This is a genomic window from Ruegeria sp. CH10 (assembly GCF_056537125.1).
Genome location: NZ_JBQFQY010000002.1, coordinates 436,594 through 453,239, shown reverse-complemented (window position 1 = coordinate 453,239; position 16,646 = coordinate 436,594). Strand labels below are relative to the sequence as shown.

The following is a 16,646-nucleotide window of genomic DNA, read 5'->3' as shown; positions in this document are numbered from 1 at the left end:
TCACTCGATAATGTTTCCGCGCAGCATGAAGCGCGCGTAAGCCACGGTTGAGACAAAGCCCAGCATGGCGATGATCATGGCAGACTCGAAGAAGATCTCGGTACCCTGATCCAGACCATAAAGGATCAGCAGGGCAATCGTGTTGATGACCATCGTGTCCAGGGCCAGAACGCGGGTGCCAACGCCCTCGGCGGTGATGATGCGGTAGAGGCACAACATGATGGCAGCCCCGAAACAGGCGAATGCAAACCAGATCGCGTAGGTGATGATCATTCGAAAATCTCCTTTAGTCGGCGTTCATACCGGTTCTTGATTTCATCTCGCACGGCGTCGGTATCAGGCGCGTCCAGACAATGAACCAGCAGGTTGTGCCCTTGCGCCGACAGATCGCAGCTGACTGTACCGGGGGTCATTGTGATCGTGCCTGCCAGCACGGTGATCGCCTCGGGCGTGCGCAGCTCCAGCGGGATGCAGACCCAGTTGGGTTGGCGGTTGGCGTCACGTTTGAACAGGATGATCCTGGCTACGGTGATATTGGCGATGACGATATCCCACAGCACCACCAGCATATATTCCACAACCATCGGCCAATTGCGCAGCTTGGGGCGGTCAGGCCAATAGGGCTGGGTGATGAAGGGGATGATGATCCCCAGCAGCAATCCAAACACCACCGAATTCAGCGACCCGTTATTGGCCAGCAGAACCCACACGACCGTCAACAGGAAGGTCAGGTGGGGGTGGGGGAAGATCCGGCGCAGAAGTTTCATCACTCTTCTCCTCCCAGAACGGCCGAGATGTAGTCTTCGGGCGTGTAAAGCTGCGCGGCGGTTTTACCGGCATAAGTCAGGGCCGGGCCTGCGAACAGGGTCAGCATGGCAAGCCCCAGCACCAGCCCGAACACGGTTGTATAGGTCAGGGCCGGGTTCGGCTCGGGCGCGGGTGGGGTGTCTTCGTCTTCGGGCGCTGTATTGTAGCGGGCATCATAGCTTTTCCAGAAGATCAGGGTCCCGGCGCGGGCCAATCCGACGATGGTCACGAAAGACCCGATCAGGATTACCGCCCAGATGGCATTTGCGTCCGGCGCATCGCGCGCGGCATCCAGCACCAGCAGCTTGCCGATAAAGCCTGAAAGCGGCGGCATCCCGGCCAAAGCTATCGATCCGACAAAGAACAGCGCTGCAATCAACCCGTTCTGAGGCATTGGCGTCTGTGGTTCAATCGCGCCACCGCGCCGCTGCATCACCAGATCGGCCACAAGGAACAACAGCGCCGTCGCAAGGGTCGAGTGATAGATATAGTAAAGCGCGGCGGCCGTGGCAGTTTCGGTAAACAGCGAAATTGCGATCAGCAGCGTGCCCATCGAGGCGATGGCGCAAAACGCCACCATCCGCGCGATATGCTGCGCGCCCAGAATACCGATGGTTCCGACGGCCAGCGTCAGCAGAGCTGCCGGTTGCAGCCAGGCCCCGACCAGCCCCTGGGTGGCTTCAACCTCGGGACCGAAGCCCAAAGTGTACATCCGCAGGATCGAATAGGCCCCGACCTTGGTCATGATCGCAAACAGTGCTGCCACCGGCAAAGGCGCGTTGGCATAGCTGGCGGGCAGCCAGAAATGCAGGGGCAGAACGGCGGCCTTGATACAGAAAACCAGCAGCAACAGAACCGCGCCGACACGCAGCAGGGCGGTATCCTCGGCCGGTAGCTCTGCAACGCGCACCGCCATATCCGCCATGTTCAGCGTCCCGGTCACCGCGTAAAGCGTGCCCAAAGCGAACAGGAACAGGGTCGAGCCCAGCAGGTTATAGGCCACGTATTGCACGCCTGCCTTCAGGCGCACCGCCCCCCCGCCATGGGTCATCAGACCGTAGGAGGCGATCAGAAGAACCTCGAAGAACACAAACAGGTTAAAGGCGTCGCCGGTCAGGAAGGCACCGCAAACGCCCATGAGCTGAAAGTGAAACAGCGCGTGAAAATGCTTGCCGCGTTCGTCCCAGCCCGATCCGATTGCGTATAGCACGATGGGCAGGGCCAGCAGGGCGGTCAGCAGAACCATCATGGCCGACAACCGATCCAGCACCAGAACGATGCCAAAGGGCGCGGGCCAGTTCCCCAGTTCATAGACCTGAATATCGCCGCCCGCCGCCTGCGCGGTGATGGTCAGGGCGATACCTAGCAGGCCAATGACACCGGCGACCGAGAAGATGCGCTGCAGGTCCAGATGATAACGCAGGACCATAATGATGAACGGGGCCAGGATCGCGGGCAGGACGATCGGCGCAACAATCCAGTGGTTCATGCGTCTTCTCCCGGCGCGTCCACGCTGTCGTCTGCGCTCATGTCGATATGGTCATCCTTCGAGGACAGATAGGCCGAAAGCGCGATCATTACGATGACCGCCGTCATCCCGAACGAAATTACGATGGCGGTCAGAACCAGCGCCTGCGGCAGTGGGTCGGTGTAAGGCACTTCCTTGTATTTGTTCAGAACAGCCGGCGCATCCAATGCCAGCCGCCCGGTGGCGAACAGGAACACGTTCACCGCATAAGTGATCAGGGACAGACCCAGAATGACCGGAAAGGTGCGGCGACGCAGGATCAGGAATATCCCCGCGGCGGTCATGATGCCTACGGCTGAGGCGACGAGCGCTTCCATCAGGCCTGCTCCTTCTTATCTTCTTCTTTCAGGTCATCCCGCAGCGGGTTGATATCCATCGGGAATTCCTGGGCCATACCAGGCTGCCATGCGAACCGGGACAAGCTGTCCAGCGCCAGCATGACCGCGCCCAGAACCGCCAGGAACACGCCTGTGTCAAACAGGATCGCGGTGGCCCATTCAAACTCTTGCAACGGCGGCCAGTGGATATAGCCGAAATCGCTGGTCAGGAAGGGACGCTCATTGAACCACGCGCCCAGACCTGTTGCCGCGGCGATTAGCACACCCCAGCCAATGGTGCCGTGGTAGTAGAACCTTTGCCGTTCAATCGCCCAAGTATAGCCGCTGGCCATGTATTGCATCAGGAACGCAATCGCCACGATCAGACCGGCGATGAACCCGCCGCCCGGCTGGTTGTGGCCCCGGAAAAAGATATAGGCGCCGACCATCAGCGCGATGGGCATCATCATCCGCGTGACAACCACCATCATCAGCGGATGCGAGTCGCCCGATTGCGGCCAATGCGGTTTGCGGTTCAGCAGATAGGCGCGGACATTGCTGCCCAGAACGGATTCGGTCAGCGCATAGATGATCAGCGCGGCAATACCCAGAACGATGATTTCACCAAAGGTATCAAAGCCTCGGAAATCCACCAGAATGACGTTCACCACATTGGTGCCGCCGCCACCCTTGTACGAATTTGCCAGATGAAACTCGGAAATGGTCGGGAACGCAAAGTCACGCAGCATCAGCGCATAGACCAGTGCACCAGTGCCCAGCCCTGCCACGACCGAGATCGCTGCATCCCGCCAGCGGCGCGCGGCGCTGCTGTCCCACGGCGTATCCGTAGGCAGGAAGTTCAGCGAGAGCAGCAACAGGATCATCGTCACCACCTCGACCGAGATCTGCGTCAGCGCCAGATCGGGGGCCGAGAGGTAGTTGAACGCCATCGACACAATCAGGCCGACCACGCCGATCAGCACCAGTGATAGTAGTCGGTTGCGGTGGAACCACATGATCGCCAGCGTCGCGCCGACCAGACAAATCCAGCCGATGAACGGAATGATCTGGATCGGCAGCGGCTCACGCGTGACCGGGCCAATCGTGCCTGTTGTGTACGCGTAGTAGCCAAGCCCGACCGTAAAGGCGACAAGGATGATTGCATAGCGGCTGATCACGCCGTTATGCAGCGTGTCGGTGATCAGACGGCTCAGCCCGGTCAGGGCGTGGATCACGGCCTCAAAGATCACCTTGGCCTCAGGGCGGGGCAGCGCGTTCCAGATCGCCTCGCCCTTGCCGTGCAGGCGCAGCAGGGCCAGACCGCCCAGCGTGGCGACAACCGACATGTACAGCGCGGGCGTGAACCCATGCCACAGCTTCAGCGAGTAATAGGGAGGTTTGCCCCCGCCATAGACCGCCTCGGACACCACGGCCACCAGCGGACCCACAATGGCGGCCGAGTTCAGCCCGATCAGGACAACCAACACCACCAGAAACGCCGGAGCCAGCCACAGCCCAACCGGTGGGTCATGCGGATGGTGAGGGTACTCGTCCTGCTGCGGCCCAAGGAACACATGGCCGATAAAGCGGAAAGAATACGCCGCCGAAAACAGCGCCGCCAACAGCGCAAGGCCCGGAACAAGGTAGTGCGAGTGCAGCCAGGTGGTGTGAACGGTTTCCTCAAGCATCATCTCTTTGGACAGGAACCCGTTCAGCGGCGGCAGACCGGCCATGGACAGGGCTGCGATTGTGCCGATGGTAAAGGTGATCGGCATCAGATGGCGCAACCCGCCCAGCCGTTTGATATCGCGCGTGCCGGTTTCATGGTCGACAATCCCGGCGGTCATGAACAGGGCGGCCTTGAATGTGGCGTGGTTGATGATGTGGAACACCGCCGCCACGGCCGCGAATTTGGTGCCAAAGCCCAGCAGCATCGTCACCAGACCCAGATGCGAAACGGTCGAAAACGCCAGCAGCGCCTTGAGGTCATCCTTGAACAGCGCAATGCAGGCGCCGATCAGCATGGTCACCAGACCTGTGGTTGCCACGATGTAGAACCACGCATCGGTTCCAGCCAGAACCGGCCACATCCGCGCCATCAGGAACAGCCCGGCCTTCACCATCGTGGCCGAGTGCAGATAGGCCGACACCGGCGTGGGCGCGGCCATCGCATGCGGCAGCCAGAAATGGAACGGGAACTGCGCCGATTTGGTGAAACAGCCCAGCAGGATCAGGATCAGCGCGGGCAGGTAATAGGGCGAGGCCTGGATCAGCTCTTTGTTCTGCAGAATGACGCTCAGATCATACGAACCCACGATATTGCCCAGGATCAACATCCCCGCGATCATCGCCAGCCCGCCCGATCCGGTCACGGCCAATGCCATCCGCGCACCCTGACGGCCTTCGGGCAAGTGCTTCCAATAGCCGATCAACAGGAATGAGCTAAGCGATGTAAGCTCCCAGAAAATAAGAAGAAGCAGGATGTTGTCAGACAGAACAATCCCCACCATCGCGCCCTGAAACAGCAGCAGATAGGTATAGAACTGCCCCATCGGGTCCTCACGCGACAGGTAGAACCGCGCATAAAGGATAATCAGCAGGCCAATGCCCAGAATCAGCAGGGCAAACAGGAACCCCAGACCGTCCAGCATGAAGTTCGCATTCAGTCCCAATACCGGTATCCAGTCGAACCGGGCGGTCACAACATCTCCGCGCATGACCGCGGGGATGTGGATCAGCAGTCCCATCAAGGCCAGGAACGTTGTCAACCCGGCTGCCGAGGCTGCTGCATTTCGTCCTGCCCGGATCAGGAGGGCTGGGAAAACAGCTCCGAGGAAGGGAAGGGCCGCGATGAGGAATAGGGACAAGTGCGATACTCCGGTCTGAGCGGTCAGAATTAGACCTAATTTTGTAAAGATAATTTTCTGACTGTCCAGCTATTGCGAATTTTTCACTTTGTTCTAGGGCGGTAGGGGCGCGGCGGTTCAGGTGCGAAATAATGACGCGAACTTGATCCGTGTATCAAAATTCACCACAGCAGCCTTCCCGTGAATATGATAAAACCGCCCTGTCAGTTCAGGAGGGCGCGAAATGGCGAACAAGATGAACCGGACCCGAAGGTGGGTTGTTCTGGGCGGGGGCGCGGTGATCGCCACCGGCTTTGCCATTCGCGAGTATCGTCTGATCCCTCCGGCCTATGCAGGCGGGCAACTCAGCGTGGCTGAGGCGCACCAGCAGGCCCTGTCCGGTGATGTCCTACTGATCGATATCCGCACACCACGGGAATGGCAGGCCACGGGGGTGGGCGAGGGCGCTTACCCTCTGGACATGCGGCGGGACGACTTCGAACAGGTTCTTGCGCAGTTGGCGGATGGGGATCGCAACGCGCCGGTTGCCCTGATTTGCGCGCGTGGCGTCCGGTCTGCGCGTCTGAGCAACCGCTTGACCCAGGCCGGGTTCACCAACGTCATTGACGTGCCCGAAGGCATGCTGGGCTCAGCGGCAGGGCCCGGATGGGTGCGCGCCGGTCTGCCGGTAGAACGCCCGACAGGAGAGACAGAATGATCCGCGCCGTTGCTCTGGCCGCTGGCCTGGCGCTGACGGGGCAGGCTGGCTTTGCCGCCTGCGCCGATCAGGAGAATGTGTGCGAAACCGCCTCGGGCACGTATCACATTGAACTGCCCAAGGCGGAAAACCCCCCGTTGGTGGTGTTTCTGCACGGCTATGGCGGCAACGGTGCAGGCACCATGAGGAACCGCAGCATGGTTGAGCCGCTACTGGCGCGGGGCTATGCGGTGATCGCCCCCGAAGGGCTGGAGCGTGCAAACCGACCTGGTGTCAAAAGCTGGAACTTCTATCCGGGCTTTGGGGAAAGGGACGAAACGGCGTTCTTGACTGAGGTCGTGCAGGATGCAGCAGACCGGTTCGGCGTGGATGCGGATCGTGCGGTGCTGGGAGGTTTTTCAGCCGGCGCCTTTATGGTTTATTATCTGGCCTGCGACGCGCCGGAAACGTTCTCGGCCTATGTGCCTGTTTCGGGCGGGTTTTGGCGACCACATCCCGAAAGCTGCGAAGGGCCTGTGCGCATGTTCCACACCCATGGCTGGACGGATAACGTCGTGCCGCTTGAGGGGCGCCTTTTGGGCGGCGGTCGGTTCCATCAGGGCGACATTTTTGCCGGGCTGGAAATCTGGCGCGTGGCGAATGGCTGCGTTGATACCAAACCCAGCGGATTTTCCACCACGGGGCCGTTCATGCGCCGCTACTGGAGCGGTTGTGCCGAGGGCAGCGCGCTGGAATTCGCCCTGTTTCCCGGCGGGCACAATGTCCCCAAAGGTTGGTCCGATATGATGGTGGACTGGTACGAAGGGCTGCCGGGCGGCTGATCAAACGCTTTGTGCTTGAATTGAACCGAAATACGCTGCCTCTCCCTTTCGGTCGAACGCGCATTTCGGTTGTTCTATATTTAAAAGCGCAAAGCGTTCTATTCCGCAGGGGTCATCACGCCCTTGCCTTCGATCAGACGCTTCAACTCATCACGGTGACGGCGGGCCGAGCGCGTGATCGCCGGTTCGTTGAAATCCTCTTTCATCCCGACCATGCGCCGTGCCGTGCCAGCCGACACGCCGCTGAGCGCAGAGAGCGGGATCGCGAGCGCAAGGCTGATCGCAATCGGGGCCAGCCAGACCGACACGAGGCCAGACAGAATCCCAACGCTCAGCGCGATGCCGCTGATGGTTTCCAGCGTATGACACAGGATCAGCGTGCGCAGCCCATAGGTGCCGCCGTCACGCGCCTGCGGCGACCAGCCCTTTTGGATACCAAGCGCGGTGCGGAACACCGCGATCATCTGCTGTACCATCAGGATCGGTGCGTAGAGGATCGATAGGATCACCTCGGCCAGGAACGATGTGAGAAATTTCAAGCCGCCACCAAACTCGGCATAGCGCATCCCGCTGAGGGGCAGGGCCAGAACGCCCAGCACCTTGGGGGCCAGCAACATGGCGTACATGACCAGAATGATCAGCACATGACGGGTCTCCGACATCTCGGGCCACTGCGGGAAAAGGGGATTGTCGGGGCTGAAATAATACAGGACCGAGGCGTCCTCACCCTGACCGATCAGCGCCCACATCACCAGCAGGGCAAACCACAGCGGCGACATCAGATAGCCGACCGCGCCGTGGAACATGTGAAAACGCGACACGGCGCGGAACCCGGTCGAGCCCAGTAGTTTCAGGTGTTGCAGGTTGCCCTGACACCAGCGCCGATCCCGCAGCGCGTGGTCGATCAGGGTGGGCGGCGTTTCCTCATACGACCCACGAATGCGCGGCAGAAAGCGCACGGCCCAACCGGCGCGGCGCAGCAGACCCGCCTCGACAAAATCGTGGCTCATGATCAGCTTTTCCTGACCATTATACGCCCGCAGTTTCGGCAGACCCGCGCTGCTGGCGAACGCCCTTGTGCGAATGATGGCGTTGTGGCCCCAATAGTTGCCCTCTTGCCCGCACCAGCGGGCCAGACCCTCGGCAAAGGCGATGCCATAAACGCCATTGGCGAATTGCTGCATCCGGGCAAAGACCGACTGTGCGCCGATCAGTTGCGGATAGCTTTGGATCAGACCGGCACCCGGATCACGCGCCAGCGCGTCGGTCAGGCGCGTGATCGCGCGCCCGGTCATCAGGCTGTCGGCATCCAGCACCAGCATCGCATCCCAATCGGCCCCCCAGTGGCTGACCCAATCGGCGATGTTGCCGACCTTGCGGTCAGTGTTCTGTTCGCGACGGCGATAATACAGTTCCAGACCGGGGGCGAGTGTGGTGCGCAGCGCCTCGACACTGGCCTGTTCCTGTGCCGCAATCGCTGGGTCACGCGTATCGGACAGGATGAACATCGCATAGTGATGCTGACCGCTGCGCGCGCGCAAATCCTCCAGCATGGTGCGGGCGTTGCCCAGCACATTCCAAGGCACTTCGTTATAGACCGGGGTCAGCAGCGCCACGCGCAAGGGCTGTGACCGCGTTTCCCGCCTGGGTTTTTCCTGCCGGGACAGGGACACCATCCCCAACAGCACGGTGCAGACCGTGAAGGAAATCCAGAAAAAGTTGAACGAGATCAGCGCGAGCAGGATGCCTTCGATCAGGTTGATGCCCTCGGCCCCGAACCAATCGCTCATGACCCACAACAGCCCCAGCGTCGCCGCCATCGCTGGCGAGAACGCCAGCGCGCGCCAGAACCCGGCCGATGCGCGCTGACCCGTGGGGACATCGGCATCCCGGAAATCCGCGCGGAAATCCTGGGCGGGCATGGCCAGAGGCGCCTCTGGCGGCATGATATGCAGGTCTTTGGTCATGCGGTCCAACGGTACAGCCACACTTCGGAGGCGGGTTTCTTGTCTTTCAGCAACTGCGCGCGCAGCTCGACATGGGTGCGCTCACCCGGCTGGAAGGAAAAGGCCAGCCGCAGCCCGCCCGTGTCGGGGTTGCGCTGCAATACGCCCTCGGATGTTTCGGCATGGGGAGAGTTGACGAAGATGGTCATCGCTTCGGGATCGGAGAACAGCTCACTATCTTCAAAGTCGATCACGGCCAGACGGCCCTCACCAAAGGTGTTTTCGCCCATCGCCGTGTTGATCACGCGTGGCATCGGGGTGCGCTGCGGTTCCTCACCCCAGATCAGGCGATAAGACAGATCGACCTGACTGCCTGCCGCATAGGGTTCTGCGGGGCGCCAGTAGGCGACGATATTGTCATAGATTTCCTGATCGGCCGGAATCTCAACCAAGGTCACGGAGCCCTTACCCCAATCGCCGTTGGGCTCGACCCACAGGCCGGGGCGTTTGTGATAATTCGCCTCAAGATCCGCATAGTCCGAGAACTTCCGTTTCCGCTGCATCAGGCCAAACCCGCGGGGGTTCATGTCCACAAAGGACGAAATCTGCAGATTGAGGGGGTTGGCCAGCGGGCGCCACAGCACCTCTCCGGCGCCATTGCGGATCAGCAGGCCGTCACTGTCATGGACGGCGGGGCGGAAATCGTCGAACCGGCTGTGGTTGGTCTGATCGAACAGGAACATCGAGGTGCCGGGCGCAATGCCGACATGGGGCAGTTCTTCGCGAGGGAACAGCGTCGCCTCGACGTCCATGATGCAATCGGCACCGGCGGTGACGTTGAAACGGTAGGCCCCGGTCACGCTGGGGCTGTCCATCAAGGCATGGACCACCATATCCCGTTGACCGGGTTTGGGACGTTCCAACCAGAACCGGATGAATTCGGGGAATTCCTCACCATCGGGGTCGCCGGTTTTCAGGGCCAGACCGCGGGCGGACAGGCCGTAAACCTCATGCAGACCGATGGCGCGGAAATAGCTGGCACCTTGCCAGACGCAGAACTCATCGGTTTCCCCGGGACGGTGCATTTCGGTGCGCAAACGCAGGCCGGAAAAGCCCAGCGTGTCGTCGATAGGCAATTGCGGGACGTCTTCGGATTTATCGAACATCGACAGATCGAACGTGACCGGTTTGGTCATCCCGTCCTCAACCGTCGACACTTTAACCGTGCGCGGGAAATATAGGCCGGGGGTAAAGAAATCGACGTTGAACGGCGTCTCGGTCTCATACCAAAGCGCGCGGTCCAGACGGAACCGGATCGAGCGGTATTGCTGATACGTCAGGTCCTGCCATTCCTGCGGGACCATCTCACGCTCGGCATAGGGTTTGCTGGCCAATTCGCGGGCCAGCGCGATCACATCGTTGCGGTCAAAGGGGACTTCTCCGCCCACGGCAAAGGTGGCCGGAGCAAAGGCAAGCGCCGAAGTTGAGGCCAGAAATGCGCGACGTGTGAAATTCATTTTTTCGACTTCCAGGGTTGTGACTTGAACCAGGCGGCCATGTAGGCGACGCCGATGATCATGGCAAAGCCAATCATGTTGGCGATGAACACACTGGCAACATCCCGCCCACTCAGGTCCAGTCCGACGCCGATAAGTCGTGCGGCTGCCATGGAAAATACGAACACCGCCAGCGATTGCTGTCCGACTTTGGTGATCACGGTCAGCAGGGCCTGCCAGACCTTGGCCCCCGCGCTGTGGCCGGTTGCGATCAGGCGGTGGCCATGCTCGCCCGCGACGACCCAGCCCAGATAAGCCAGCGACAGGAAGTGGACATAGCGGAACAGGCCAAAATCGGACTTGTCGCGGAATTCCTTGGTTACGGGCCAGACCTTGCGGATTTCATCGGCCAGATCGGGCGCGGCTGCATTGATCCAGGTGAACACTTTCCACGACCCGAACGGCATTGAGAAGATCAGGAACAAAGCCGCTGCCCAGATCAGCGTTTTCGACACCGGCGGGGCAGGTATCCAGCCGCGCATAAAGGCGAAACCGGTGAAGAACAGCAATTGCCAGCCGAACGGGTTGAAGAACCACTGACGCTCCGACCACGGCTCAGCCGGGAGGTCCAGATAGTCGAACTGAGCCACCAGCCAGATCAGCACCGAAGCCATTGCAACCGCCCAGAACCCAACCCGTGACAAGCCCATGAACATTGGCATCATCGCCAGAACCACTAGATACATGGGCAGAATGTCGAAGTAGTTTGGCACATAGGTCAGTGTGAACAGACCCACGATCTGCGGTGCCGGATCATTGAAGAAATGCTGCAGGTTCAGTGAGGAGATATATGTTTTCTCAAAGAAACCTGTCTGATCCAGCGCCGCCATGGACATGGCGACAAAGAAGAACAGCGCGATATGCGCCCAGTAGACCTGCCAGATGCGAAAGGCGACGCGGGCCGTGCCCATCCACCAGCCCTTGCGCGCAAACGCCCCGCCAAAGGCGATGGCCGAGGCCATGCCTGAGCAGAACACGAAAATCTCGGTTGCATCCGAGAAACCGAACCGTGCGGGAATCCACTTGGCCCATGGGTCATTCGGGATATGCGCAATCAGGATGATGAACATCGCGATGCCGCGATAGAAATCCAGACGCGGGTCGCGCACGCGGGCAGGGGCTGCCGCTTGGGCAGCCACAGGCGCAAAATCAGAAGCGGGCGAAGCAGTCGCCATACGTATTCTGTCCTTCTTTGGTCTTTTTGTTATTCAGCCGGGACGCTTTGTGCGTCTCCGTTATCGCGGGCCGCGTCGATCAATGCGCGGCGCGCCAAAGCGTAATTGTCCTCGCCACCGGCACGTTTGGCGCGGCGATCGTCCAGAATACGCTCGACAGCATCCAGACGGCCCGCGCGCAGGCCGGAATCAATTGTGATGCGCTCGAATACATCACGTTGGGCGTGACTTCCACCTGCCAATTGCATTCCGTCCCGTGCATTGGACAGGAAATCAAAGGCTTGCCCGTAAAGGCCCTCGCCAAAAGCCTCAAGCCCCTTGGCGGCTGCGATGCCCGGATCGGACATGCGGATCGGGGTGTCCCCCTGATTGCGCTGCGCGTCCTTTTGGATACGCTGCAACATCTTGCCGGTCGCTTCACCGCGATTGTCGCCGGTCAGGGCCAGCAGATAGTGCAGATCGGCAAAGATCAGGCAGCCATCTTCGGTGCGCGCGGCGCTGAGGTCGGCCAGTTCCTCCCAGCGGTTGCCCACCTCGACGCCCTCAAGCTCAAGCCGTGACAGCAGCGAGGTCGCGTTCGAGATGTCGCGGTAGTCGTCGGTTTTGTCCTGGCGGATGTAGTTGTCATACAGCTCCATCACCTGATCGACCTGACCCAGGTCCAGATGCATCAGCGCCTTGTGCCACCAGACGTGGTAGCGGAAGTTGTTGCAATGGGTCCACGCATCCTCGCGCCCGGCCAGCCAGTCCAATCCTAGCTGCGCGTTGCCCGTCATTTCGTGCACGTGGGCCACGGCATGCAGGCCCCAGGCGTCATCCGACACCATCCACAGCGCCTGACGGCCTGCGATCTCGGCCTTTTCATAGGCGCCGGTCTCCTCCAGCGCGAAGGAATGGCAGCCCAGCAGGTAACCACGACCCGCATGGTCGGGTTCGTAGGCGGGCATCACACGCTCAATCGACCGGCGCATACCTGCGGCGTCGCCCAGAACAAACCGCGTTGCATGGCTCAGCTTCATCGCCAGCGTGTCCTGCGGATGAGCGCGCAAAATCTCTTCGAATTTCTGAACAGCTTGCGAGGGCAGATCGGCCAGATAAAGCCCCAGCGCATCGATATACAGACGTTCGCGGGCCGAGACCGGCTGACGCTCTGCTGCCGCATTCGCAGCATCCAGCGCATCAACCGCAACGGCGACCATCTCGCGACGACCCAGCAGAATCATGAACAGACCTTTGATGGCATGACCCAGGGCAAAATCGGGCTCAAGCTCCAGCACTTTGCCCAGATGTTGCGGGGTGGTGGCCGAATGCGCCATGAAGCCAAGCAGAACACCGTTCCACGCCTCGACACTGGCCGATTGGCTGAGGGTGTTCATCTGTCCGAAAACATCTTGTTTCATGCGTGTGGTCCGATCCATCTTAGAAAAGTCTACATTATTCGATGTAGCAGAGAGTCTGTCGGCGTCGTATCAGTATCGCCCCTGCTCTCGAATTGGTGAAATGCCGTGTGTGGAAAACTTGAAAAAAACCGCCGATTCAACGGCATGTTTCAGCAACTTGCCGCCGAATTAAGCACAGTGTTTCAATCGTCAAAGGGATTTTCGGCGTTCAGAACCGCCTGAGTATCCGCCCCGAATTCCGGCGGGGCGCTGCGATAGGTGACCGGCGTGCGCGAAAGTTTCAGTGGATTTCCGATCAGATTCACCTCGCCCGGGGCTGCTTGCATGGCAATTTGCATCTGCCGTGCGGCCACCTGATCTGTGTCGAACACCTGATCCAGCGTCTGCACCGGGCCAACGGGGACTTTGCGGGTTTCCAACTCGGCAATAACGGTGGCGGTGTTGTGGGCCTGCACGGCCGGGCGCAGCACAGCATTCAGCGCGTCGCGGTGTTCCAGCCGGGCGGGGTTGGTGGCAAAACGCTGGTCATCGGCCAAATCCGGGCGGTTGATGAAATCGCAGAACCGACGGAACTGCCCATCATTTCCAACCGCCAGAATGACGTGGCCATCCGCCGTTTCATAGACGTCATAGGGCACGATATTGGGATGCCCGTTGCCGCGCCGTTGTGGGACGTTGCCCGAGGTCAGGTAGTTCACGCCCTCATTGATCAGCCACGCGACCTGAGCGTCCACCAGCGCCAGATCAATCTGCTGGCCTTCTCCGGTCTGGTCACGGTGGCGCAATGCCGCCAGAATACCCACGGTGGCGTACATCCCGCACATCACATCCGCGATGCCCACGCCCACTTTCATCGGCGCGCCTTCGGGATCGCCCGTCAGCGACATGATCCCGCCATAGCCCTGTGCCATCAGATCATATCCGGGCTTCGAGGCGTTCGGTCCCGTCTGCCCATAGCCCGAGATCGAGCAGTAGATGAGGCCAGGCAGCTCTTGCGACAGCGCCGCGTAATCCAGCCCATATTTCGCCAGCCCGCCGGGTTTGAAATTCTCGATCAGGATGTCGGCATGGGCCGCCAAGCGCTTGATTTTGGACTGACCTTCGGGGGTCGTGATGTCGATGGCAACGGATTTCTTGTTGCGATTGGCCGACATGAAATACGCGCTCAGGTCCGAGCGGTTGCCCTGCGCATCCTCAACATACGGAGGGCCCCATTGCCGCGTGTCGTCACCACCCGTTGCCGGGTTTTCGATCTTGATGACACTTGCGCCCAGATCGCCCAGCAATTGCGTGCAGGTCGGTCCCGCCAGAATGCGGCTCAGGTCCAGTACCTTAACGCCCTTCAGTGGTCCCTCAGATCCGGCCATCATAGCCCCCACGATCGATTTCGGCGGCGATCACGGTGAAACTGTCGGCTTTAACCGCTGCATCCAGCGCCGCGCGCAGCTCTGCCCGGTTGCGCACCGTGTGGCCGTTGCCACCAAAGGCGCGGCCCATGGCGGCAAAGTCGTGACGGTCGAAATCCACGCCCCGGTTGCCCATCTGACGTTGGCGCTGTTTCAGCTCGATCAGCGCAAGGCTGGCGTCAACAAAGACCAGAAAGATCGGATTGCCGCCCATTTCGGCAGCGGTCGACAGCTCTCCGGCGACCATCAGGAACCCGGCATCGCCCGAGAAACTGATGACCGGGCGGTCGGGTTCGGCCAGTTTCAGGCCAATCGCCATCGGTACAGCGCAGCCCATGGTGCACAGCGCCGAGGATTGGATCAGCCCGCGTTCCTCGGAACAGTCCCACATCTGGCTCAGCAAGATACGGTGCGCGCCGCTATCGGCAGTGGCCAGCGTTTCTGCGGGCAGGGCGGCTCGGGTTTCGGCGATCACGGCGGCAGGGCCCCATTCGTCGTCGGTGGGGAAAGCCTGCGCCAACGCGGCCTTGACCTGCGTTGGTTCACCGCCGGGCCATGTGGCGCGCGCCGCGTTGCCCTTGGCGATGGCCTCAAGCGTGGGGCCGGTGTCGGCCACAAGGTTCAGCCCGGCCTGATGCATGTAGTGATCATTGGCCACGGCTGAAATGTCGATGACGCGCTTTTCCTCGGGGTCCCAGATCTCGCGCCAGCCGGGGCGCATTTCAATCGGGTCATAGCCCACACAAATTACCAGATCGGATTGCTCGACCAGCGGCACCAGATGTTTGTCTGCCAAAGGCGACAGGCCCGCGCCGCCCAGGCATAGCGGGTGATCTTCGGGAACGACCCCTTTGGCCTTGTAGGTGGTCACGAAGGGGATGTTGAAATGCTCCAGAAACGCCTGCACCACGTTGCGCGAATCGTCATAGAGCACATCCAGTCCCACAATCGCGATGGGCCGTTCCGCCTGCGCCACCCAGCGGCGGGCTTTCTCAACACAGTTCCCCTCGGGCGCGACGGCGGCGATCTTGGCGCGGCGGCGGCGTTTCACACCCGACACGCGCGTATCCGCGACCGAGATCGGCACGTCGATATGCACAGGGCCGGGGCGCGGTTGGTTGGCCAGCGTCACGGCCTTGTCAGCAACAATATCGGCCCCCTGCGCCGTCAGGGTGAACGTGCCCTTGGTGATCGAGCGGTAAACCTGCGCGTGATCCATGACCTGATGGGTGTAGGTCAGCGCCTCATCCGCATCGACACATCCGGTCAGGACGATCATCGGCACCCGGTCTTGCAACGCGTTGGCCACCACATTGATCCCGTTCATCGCGCCGGGGCCAAGCGTCGCCACCAGAATCGCAGGCGCGCCGTCGCGGTGATGGACGGCCTCGGCCATGAAACCAGCGGCGTTTTCATGCTTGGTCAGGTGAAAGGTGATTCCGGCCTGTTCCAGAGCGTCGACCAGCGTCAGGACCTCACCTCCGGGCATGCCAAAGGCGTGGCGGCATCCAGCCTCATAGAGGCGTTGCGCCAAAAGGTCAGCCGCGCGGGGGGACAGGTCCTGCATCAATCAAGCTCCGGGTAATCACGTTGCAAAGCAGATTGCGGAGGACGCGCCCAGACGCAAGCAGGTTCACGTCAGTGTGACTATTTGACTGCGGATTCCGCCACTGCCTGAAACTTTGCGTCAAGTTCCGTGGCGATCTCCAGCAGGGGCTCGCCACCCTCATAAACATAGGGCGCGAACACAAAACTGGGCGTTTTGTAGGACAGGGTCGCGGTTCCGTCCTCATTTTCGGTGACATAAAAGCGGATCGGTGCTTCGATCATTGCCTGTACGGATGTTTCCAGAACCCGCACGGCATAGTCGTTGTTGAAGGCCCCGATCACCAGATTGCCGGGAATGGTGATGCCACGCGCCGCAGCGGCCTTGGTTGGCCCCGCCTGTGTGACCACGATCAGACCGTTGTCTTTCACCGCCGCCCGCGTATCCGCAACAAGCGTATCATAAGGCTTATCCGTCGGGTAGACTGCCCAGCCCGCCACTGGCTCCTGCGCCCAAACGGGCAGAGCCAGACAACAGAGCAAACCCCAAAGACCGCGCATTCGTGACACCTCCGGCAAAA

The 16,646-nt window shown here is 60.7% G+C and carries 14 protein-coding genes; 2 read left to right on the top strand and 12 right to left on the bottom strand.

What is annotated here, in order from left to right:
- From ACRZ94_RS08575 to ACRZ94_RS08555, 5 genes are read right to left on the bottom strand one after another with little or no spacing between them, the layout of a single operon-like run.
- Positions 1-270: a K+/H+ antiporter subunit F gene (locus ACRZ94_RS08575; RefSeq protein ID WP_480652892.1), complete on the bottom strand. Its 270-nt coding sequence runs from the start codon at positions 268-270 to the stop codon at positions 1-3.
- Positions 270-767, bottom strand: coding sequence for a Na+/H+ antiporter subunit E (locus ACRZ94_RS08570; RefSeq protein ID WP_480652255.1), 498 nt, complete (start codon positions 765-767; stop codon positions 270-272). Before ACRZ94_RS08570 ends, ACRZ94_RS08575 begins: the two co-directional genes overlap by 1 nt.
- Positions 767-2,296: a monovalent cation/H+ antiporter subunit D gene (locus tag ACRZ94_RS08565; protein ID WP_480797132.1), complete on the bottom strand. Its 1,530-nt coding sequence runs from the start codon at positions 2,294-2,296 to the stop codon at positions 767-769. The genes ACRZ94_RS08570 and ACRZ94_RS08565 overlap by 1 nt, the downstream gene beginning before the upstream one ends.
- Complete coding sequence (locus ACRZ94_RS08560; protein WP_480652251.1) at positions 2,293-2,652, bottom strand: Na+/H+ antiporter subunit C; 360 nt, start codon at positions 2,650-2,652, stop codon at positions 2,293-2,295. The genes ACRZ94_RS08565 and ACRZ94_RS08560 overlap by 4 nt, the downstream gene beginning before the upstream one ends.
- The gene (locus ACRZ94_RS08555) at positions 2,652-5,519 is read right to left on the bottom strand and encodes a monovalent cation/H+ antiporter subunit A (RefSeq protein WP_480652249.1); all 2,868 of its coding nucleotides are present in this window, start codon (positions 5,517-5,519) and stop codon (positions 2,652-2,654) included. The genes ACRZ94_RS08560 and ACRZ94_RS08555 overlap by 1 nt, the downstream gene beginning before the upstream one ends.
- 223 nt (positions 5,520-5,742) lie before the next feature.
- Between ACRZ94_RS08555 and ACRZ94_RS08550 the strand changes: the two genes are divergently transcribed.
- Both ACRZ94_RS08550 and ACRZ94_RS08545 read left to right on the top strand, forming a co-directional pair.
- Positions 5,743-6,216 carry a rhodanese-like domain-containing protein gene (locus tag ACRZ94_RS08550; RefSeq protein ID WP_480652247.1) on the top strand — a complete coding sequence of 158 codons (474 nt, stop codon included), beginning with the start codon at positions 5,743-5,745 and terminating at the stop codon, positions 6,214-6,216.
- A complete protein-coding gene (locus tag ACRZ94_RS08545; protein WP_480652245.1) occupies positions 6,213-7,037 on the top strand; it encodes a CE1 family esterase in 825 nt (274 codons plus the stop codon). The genes ACRZ94_RS08550 and ACRZ94_RS08545 overlap by 4 nt, the downstream gene beginning before the upstream one ends.
- A 98-nt stretch (positions 7,038-7,135) precedes the next feature.
- Here the strand turns inward: ACRZ94_RS08545 and mdoH are convergent, their stop codons facing one another.
- The 7 genes from mdoH to ACRZ94_RS08510 form a co-directional block, all read right to left on the bottom strand.
- Entirely contained in the window at positions 7,136-9,004 is a 1,869-nt protein-coding gene (gene mdoH, locus ACRZ94_RS08540) for a glucans biosynthesis glucosyltransferase MdoH (protein ID WP_480652890.1), read from the bottom strand.
- A complete protein-coding gene (locus tag ACRZ94_RS08535) occupies positions 9,001-10,500 on the bottom strand; it encodes an OpgD/OpgG family glucan biosynthesis protein (protein ID WP_480652243.1) in 1,500 nt (499 codons plus the stop codon). Before ACRZ94_RS08535 ends, mdoH begins: the two co-directional genes overlap by 4 nt.
- On the bottom strand, positions 10,497-11,714 hold the full coding sequence (locus ACRZ94_RS08530) for an OpgC family protein (protein ID WP_480797131.1): 1,218 nt from the start codon (positions 11,712-11,714) through the stop codon (positions 10,497-10,499). Before ACRZ94_RS08530 ends, ACRZ94_RS08535 begins: the two co-directional genes overlap by 4 nt.
- Positions 11,715-11,743: 29 nt before the next feature.
- Positions 11,744-13,114 carry a tetratricopeptide repeat protein gene (locus ACRZ94_RS08525; protein WP_480652239.1) on the bottom strand — a complete coding sequence of 457 codons (1,371 nt, stop codon included), beginning with the start codon at positions 13,112-13,114 and terminating at the stop codon, positions 11,744-11,746.
- Positions 13,115-13,296: 182 nt separating this feature from the next.
- Positions 13,297-14,481: a CaiB/BaiF CoA transferase family protein gene (locus tag ACRZ94_RS08520; RefSeq protein WP_480797130.1), complete on the bottom strand. Its 1,185-nt coding sequence runs from the start codon at positions 14,479-14,481 to the stop codon at positions 13,297-13,299.
- On the bottom strand, positions 14,468-16,087 hold the full coding sequence (locus ACRZ94_RS08515) for a thiamine pyrophosphate-binding protein (protein WP_480652236.1): 1,620 nt from the start codon (positions 16,085-16,087) through the stop codon (positions 14,468-14,470). The genes ACRZ94_RS08520 and ACRZ94_RS08515 overlap by 14 nt, the downstream gene beginning before the upstream one ends.
- Before the next feature lie 80 nt (positions 16,088-16,167).
- Positions 16,168-16,626 carry a DUF302 domain-containing protein gene (locus ACRZ94_RS08510; protein ID WP_480652234.1) on the bottom strand — a complete coding sequence of 153 codons (459 nt, stop codon included), beginning with the start codon at positions 16,624-16,626 and terminating at the stop codon, positions 16,168-16,170.
- Positions 16,627-16,646: the final 20 nt, after the last annotated feature.

Bases quoted from the DNA above. Each gene is read 5' to 3' on its own strand.
- ACRZ94_RS08570 (WP_480652255.1), bottom strand. From the start codon at position 767: ATGAAACTTCTGCGCCGGATCTTCCCCCACCCCCACCTGACCTTCCTG.
- ACRZ94_RS08565 (WP_480797132.1), bottom strand. From the start codon at position 2,296: ATGAACCACTGGATTGTTGCGCCGATCGTCCTGCCCGCGATCCTGGCC.
- ACRZ94_RS08560 (WP_480652251.1), bottom strand. From the start codon at position 2,652: ATGGAAGCGCTCGTCGCCTCAGCCGTAGGCATCATGACCGCCGCGGGG.
- ACRZ94_RS08550 (WP_480652247.1), top strand. From the start codon at position 5,743: ATGGCGAACAAGATGAACCGGACCCGAAGGTGGGTTGTTCTGGGCGGG.
- ACRZ94_RS08545 (WP_480652245.1), top strand. From the start codon at position 6,213: ATGATCCGCGCCGTTGCTCTGGCCGCTGGCCTGGCGCTGACGGGGCAG.
- mdoH (WP_480652890.1), bottom strand. From the start codon at position 9,004: ATGACCAAAGACCTGCATATCATGCCGCCAGAGGCGCCTCTGGCCATG.
- ACRZ94_RS08535 (WP_480652243.1), bottom strand. From the start codon at position 10,500: ATGAATTTCACACGTCGCGCATTTCTGGCCTCAACTTCGGCGCTTGCC.
- ACRZ94_RS08530 (WP_480797131.1), bottom strand. From the start codon at position 11,714: ATGGCGACTGCTTCGCCCGCTTCTGATTTTGCGCCTGTGGCTGCCCAA.
- ACRZ94_RS08525 (WP_480652239.1), bottom strand. From the start codon at position 13,114: ATGAAACAAGATGTTTTCGGACAGATGAACACCCTCAGCCAATCGGCC.
- ACRZ94_RS08520 (WP_480797130.1), bottom strand. From the start codon at position 14,481: ATGGCCGGATCTGAGGGACCACTGAAGGGCGTTAAGGTACTGGACCTG.
- ACRZ94_RS08515 (WP_480652236.1), bottom strand. From the start codon at position 16,087: ATGCAGGACCTGTCCCCCCGCGCGGCTGACCTTTTGGCGCAACGCCTC.
- ACRZ94_RS08510 (WP_480652234.1), bottom strand. From the start codon at position 16,626: ATGCGCGGTCTTTGGGGTTTGCTCTGTTGTCTGGCTCTGCCCGTTTGG.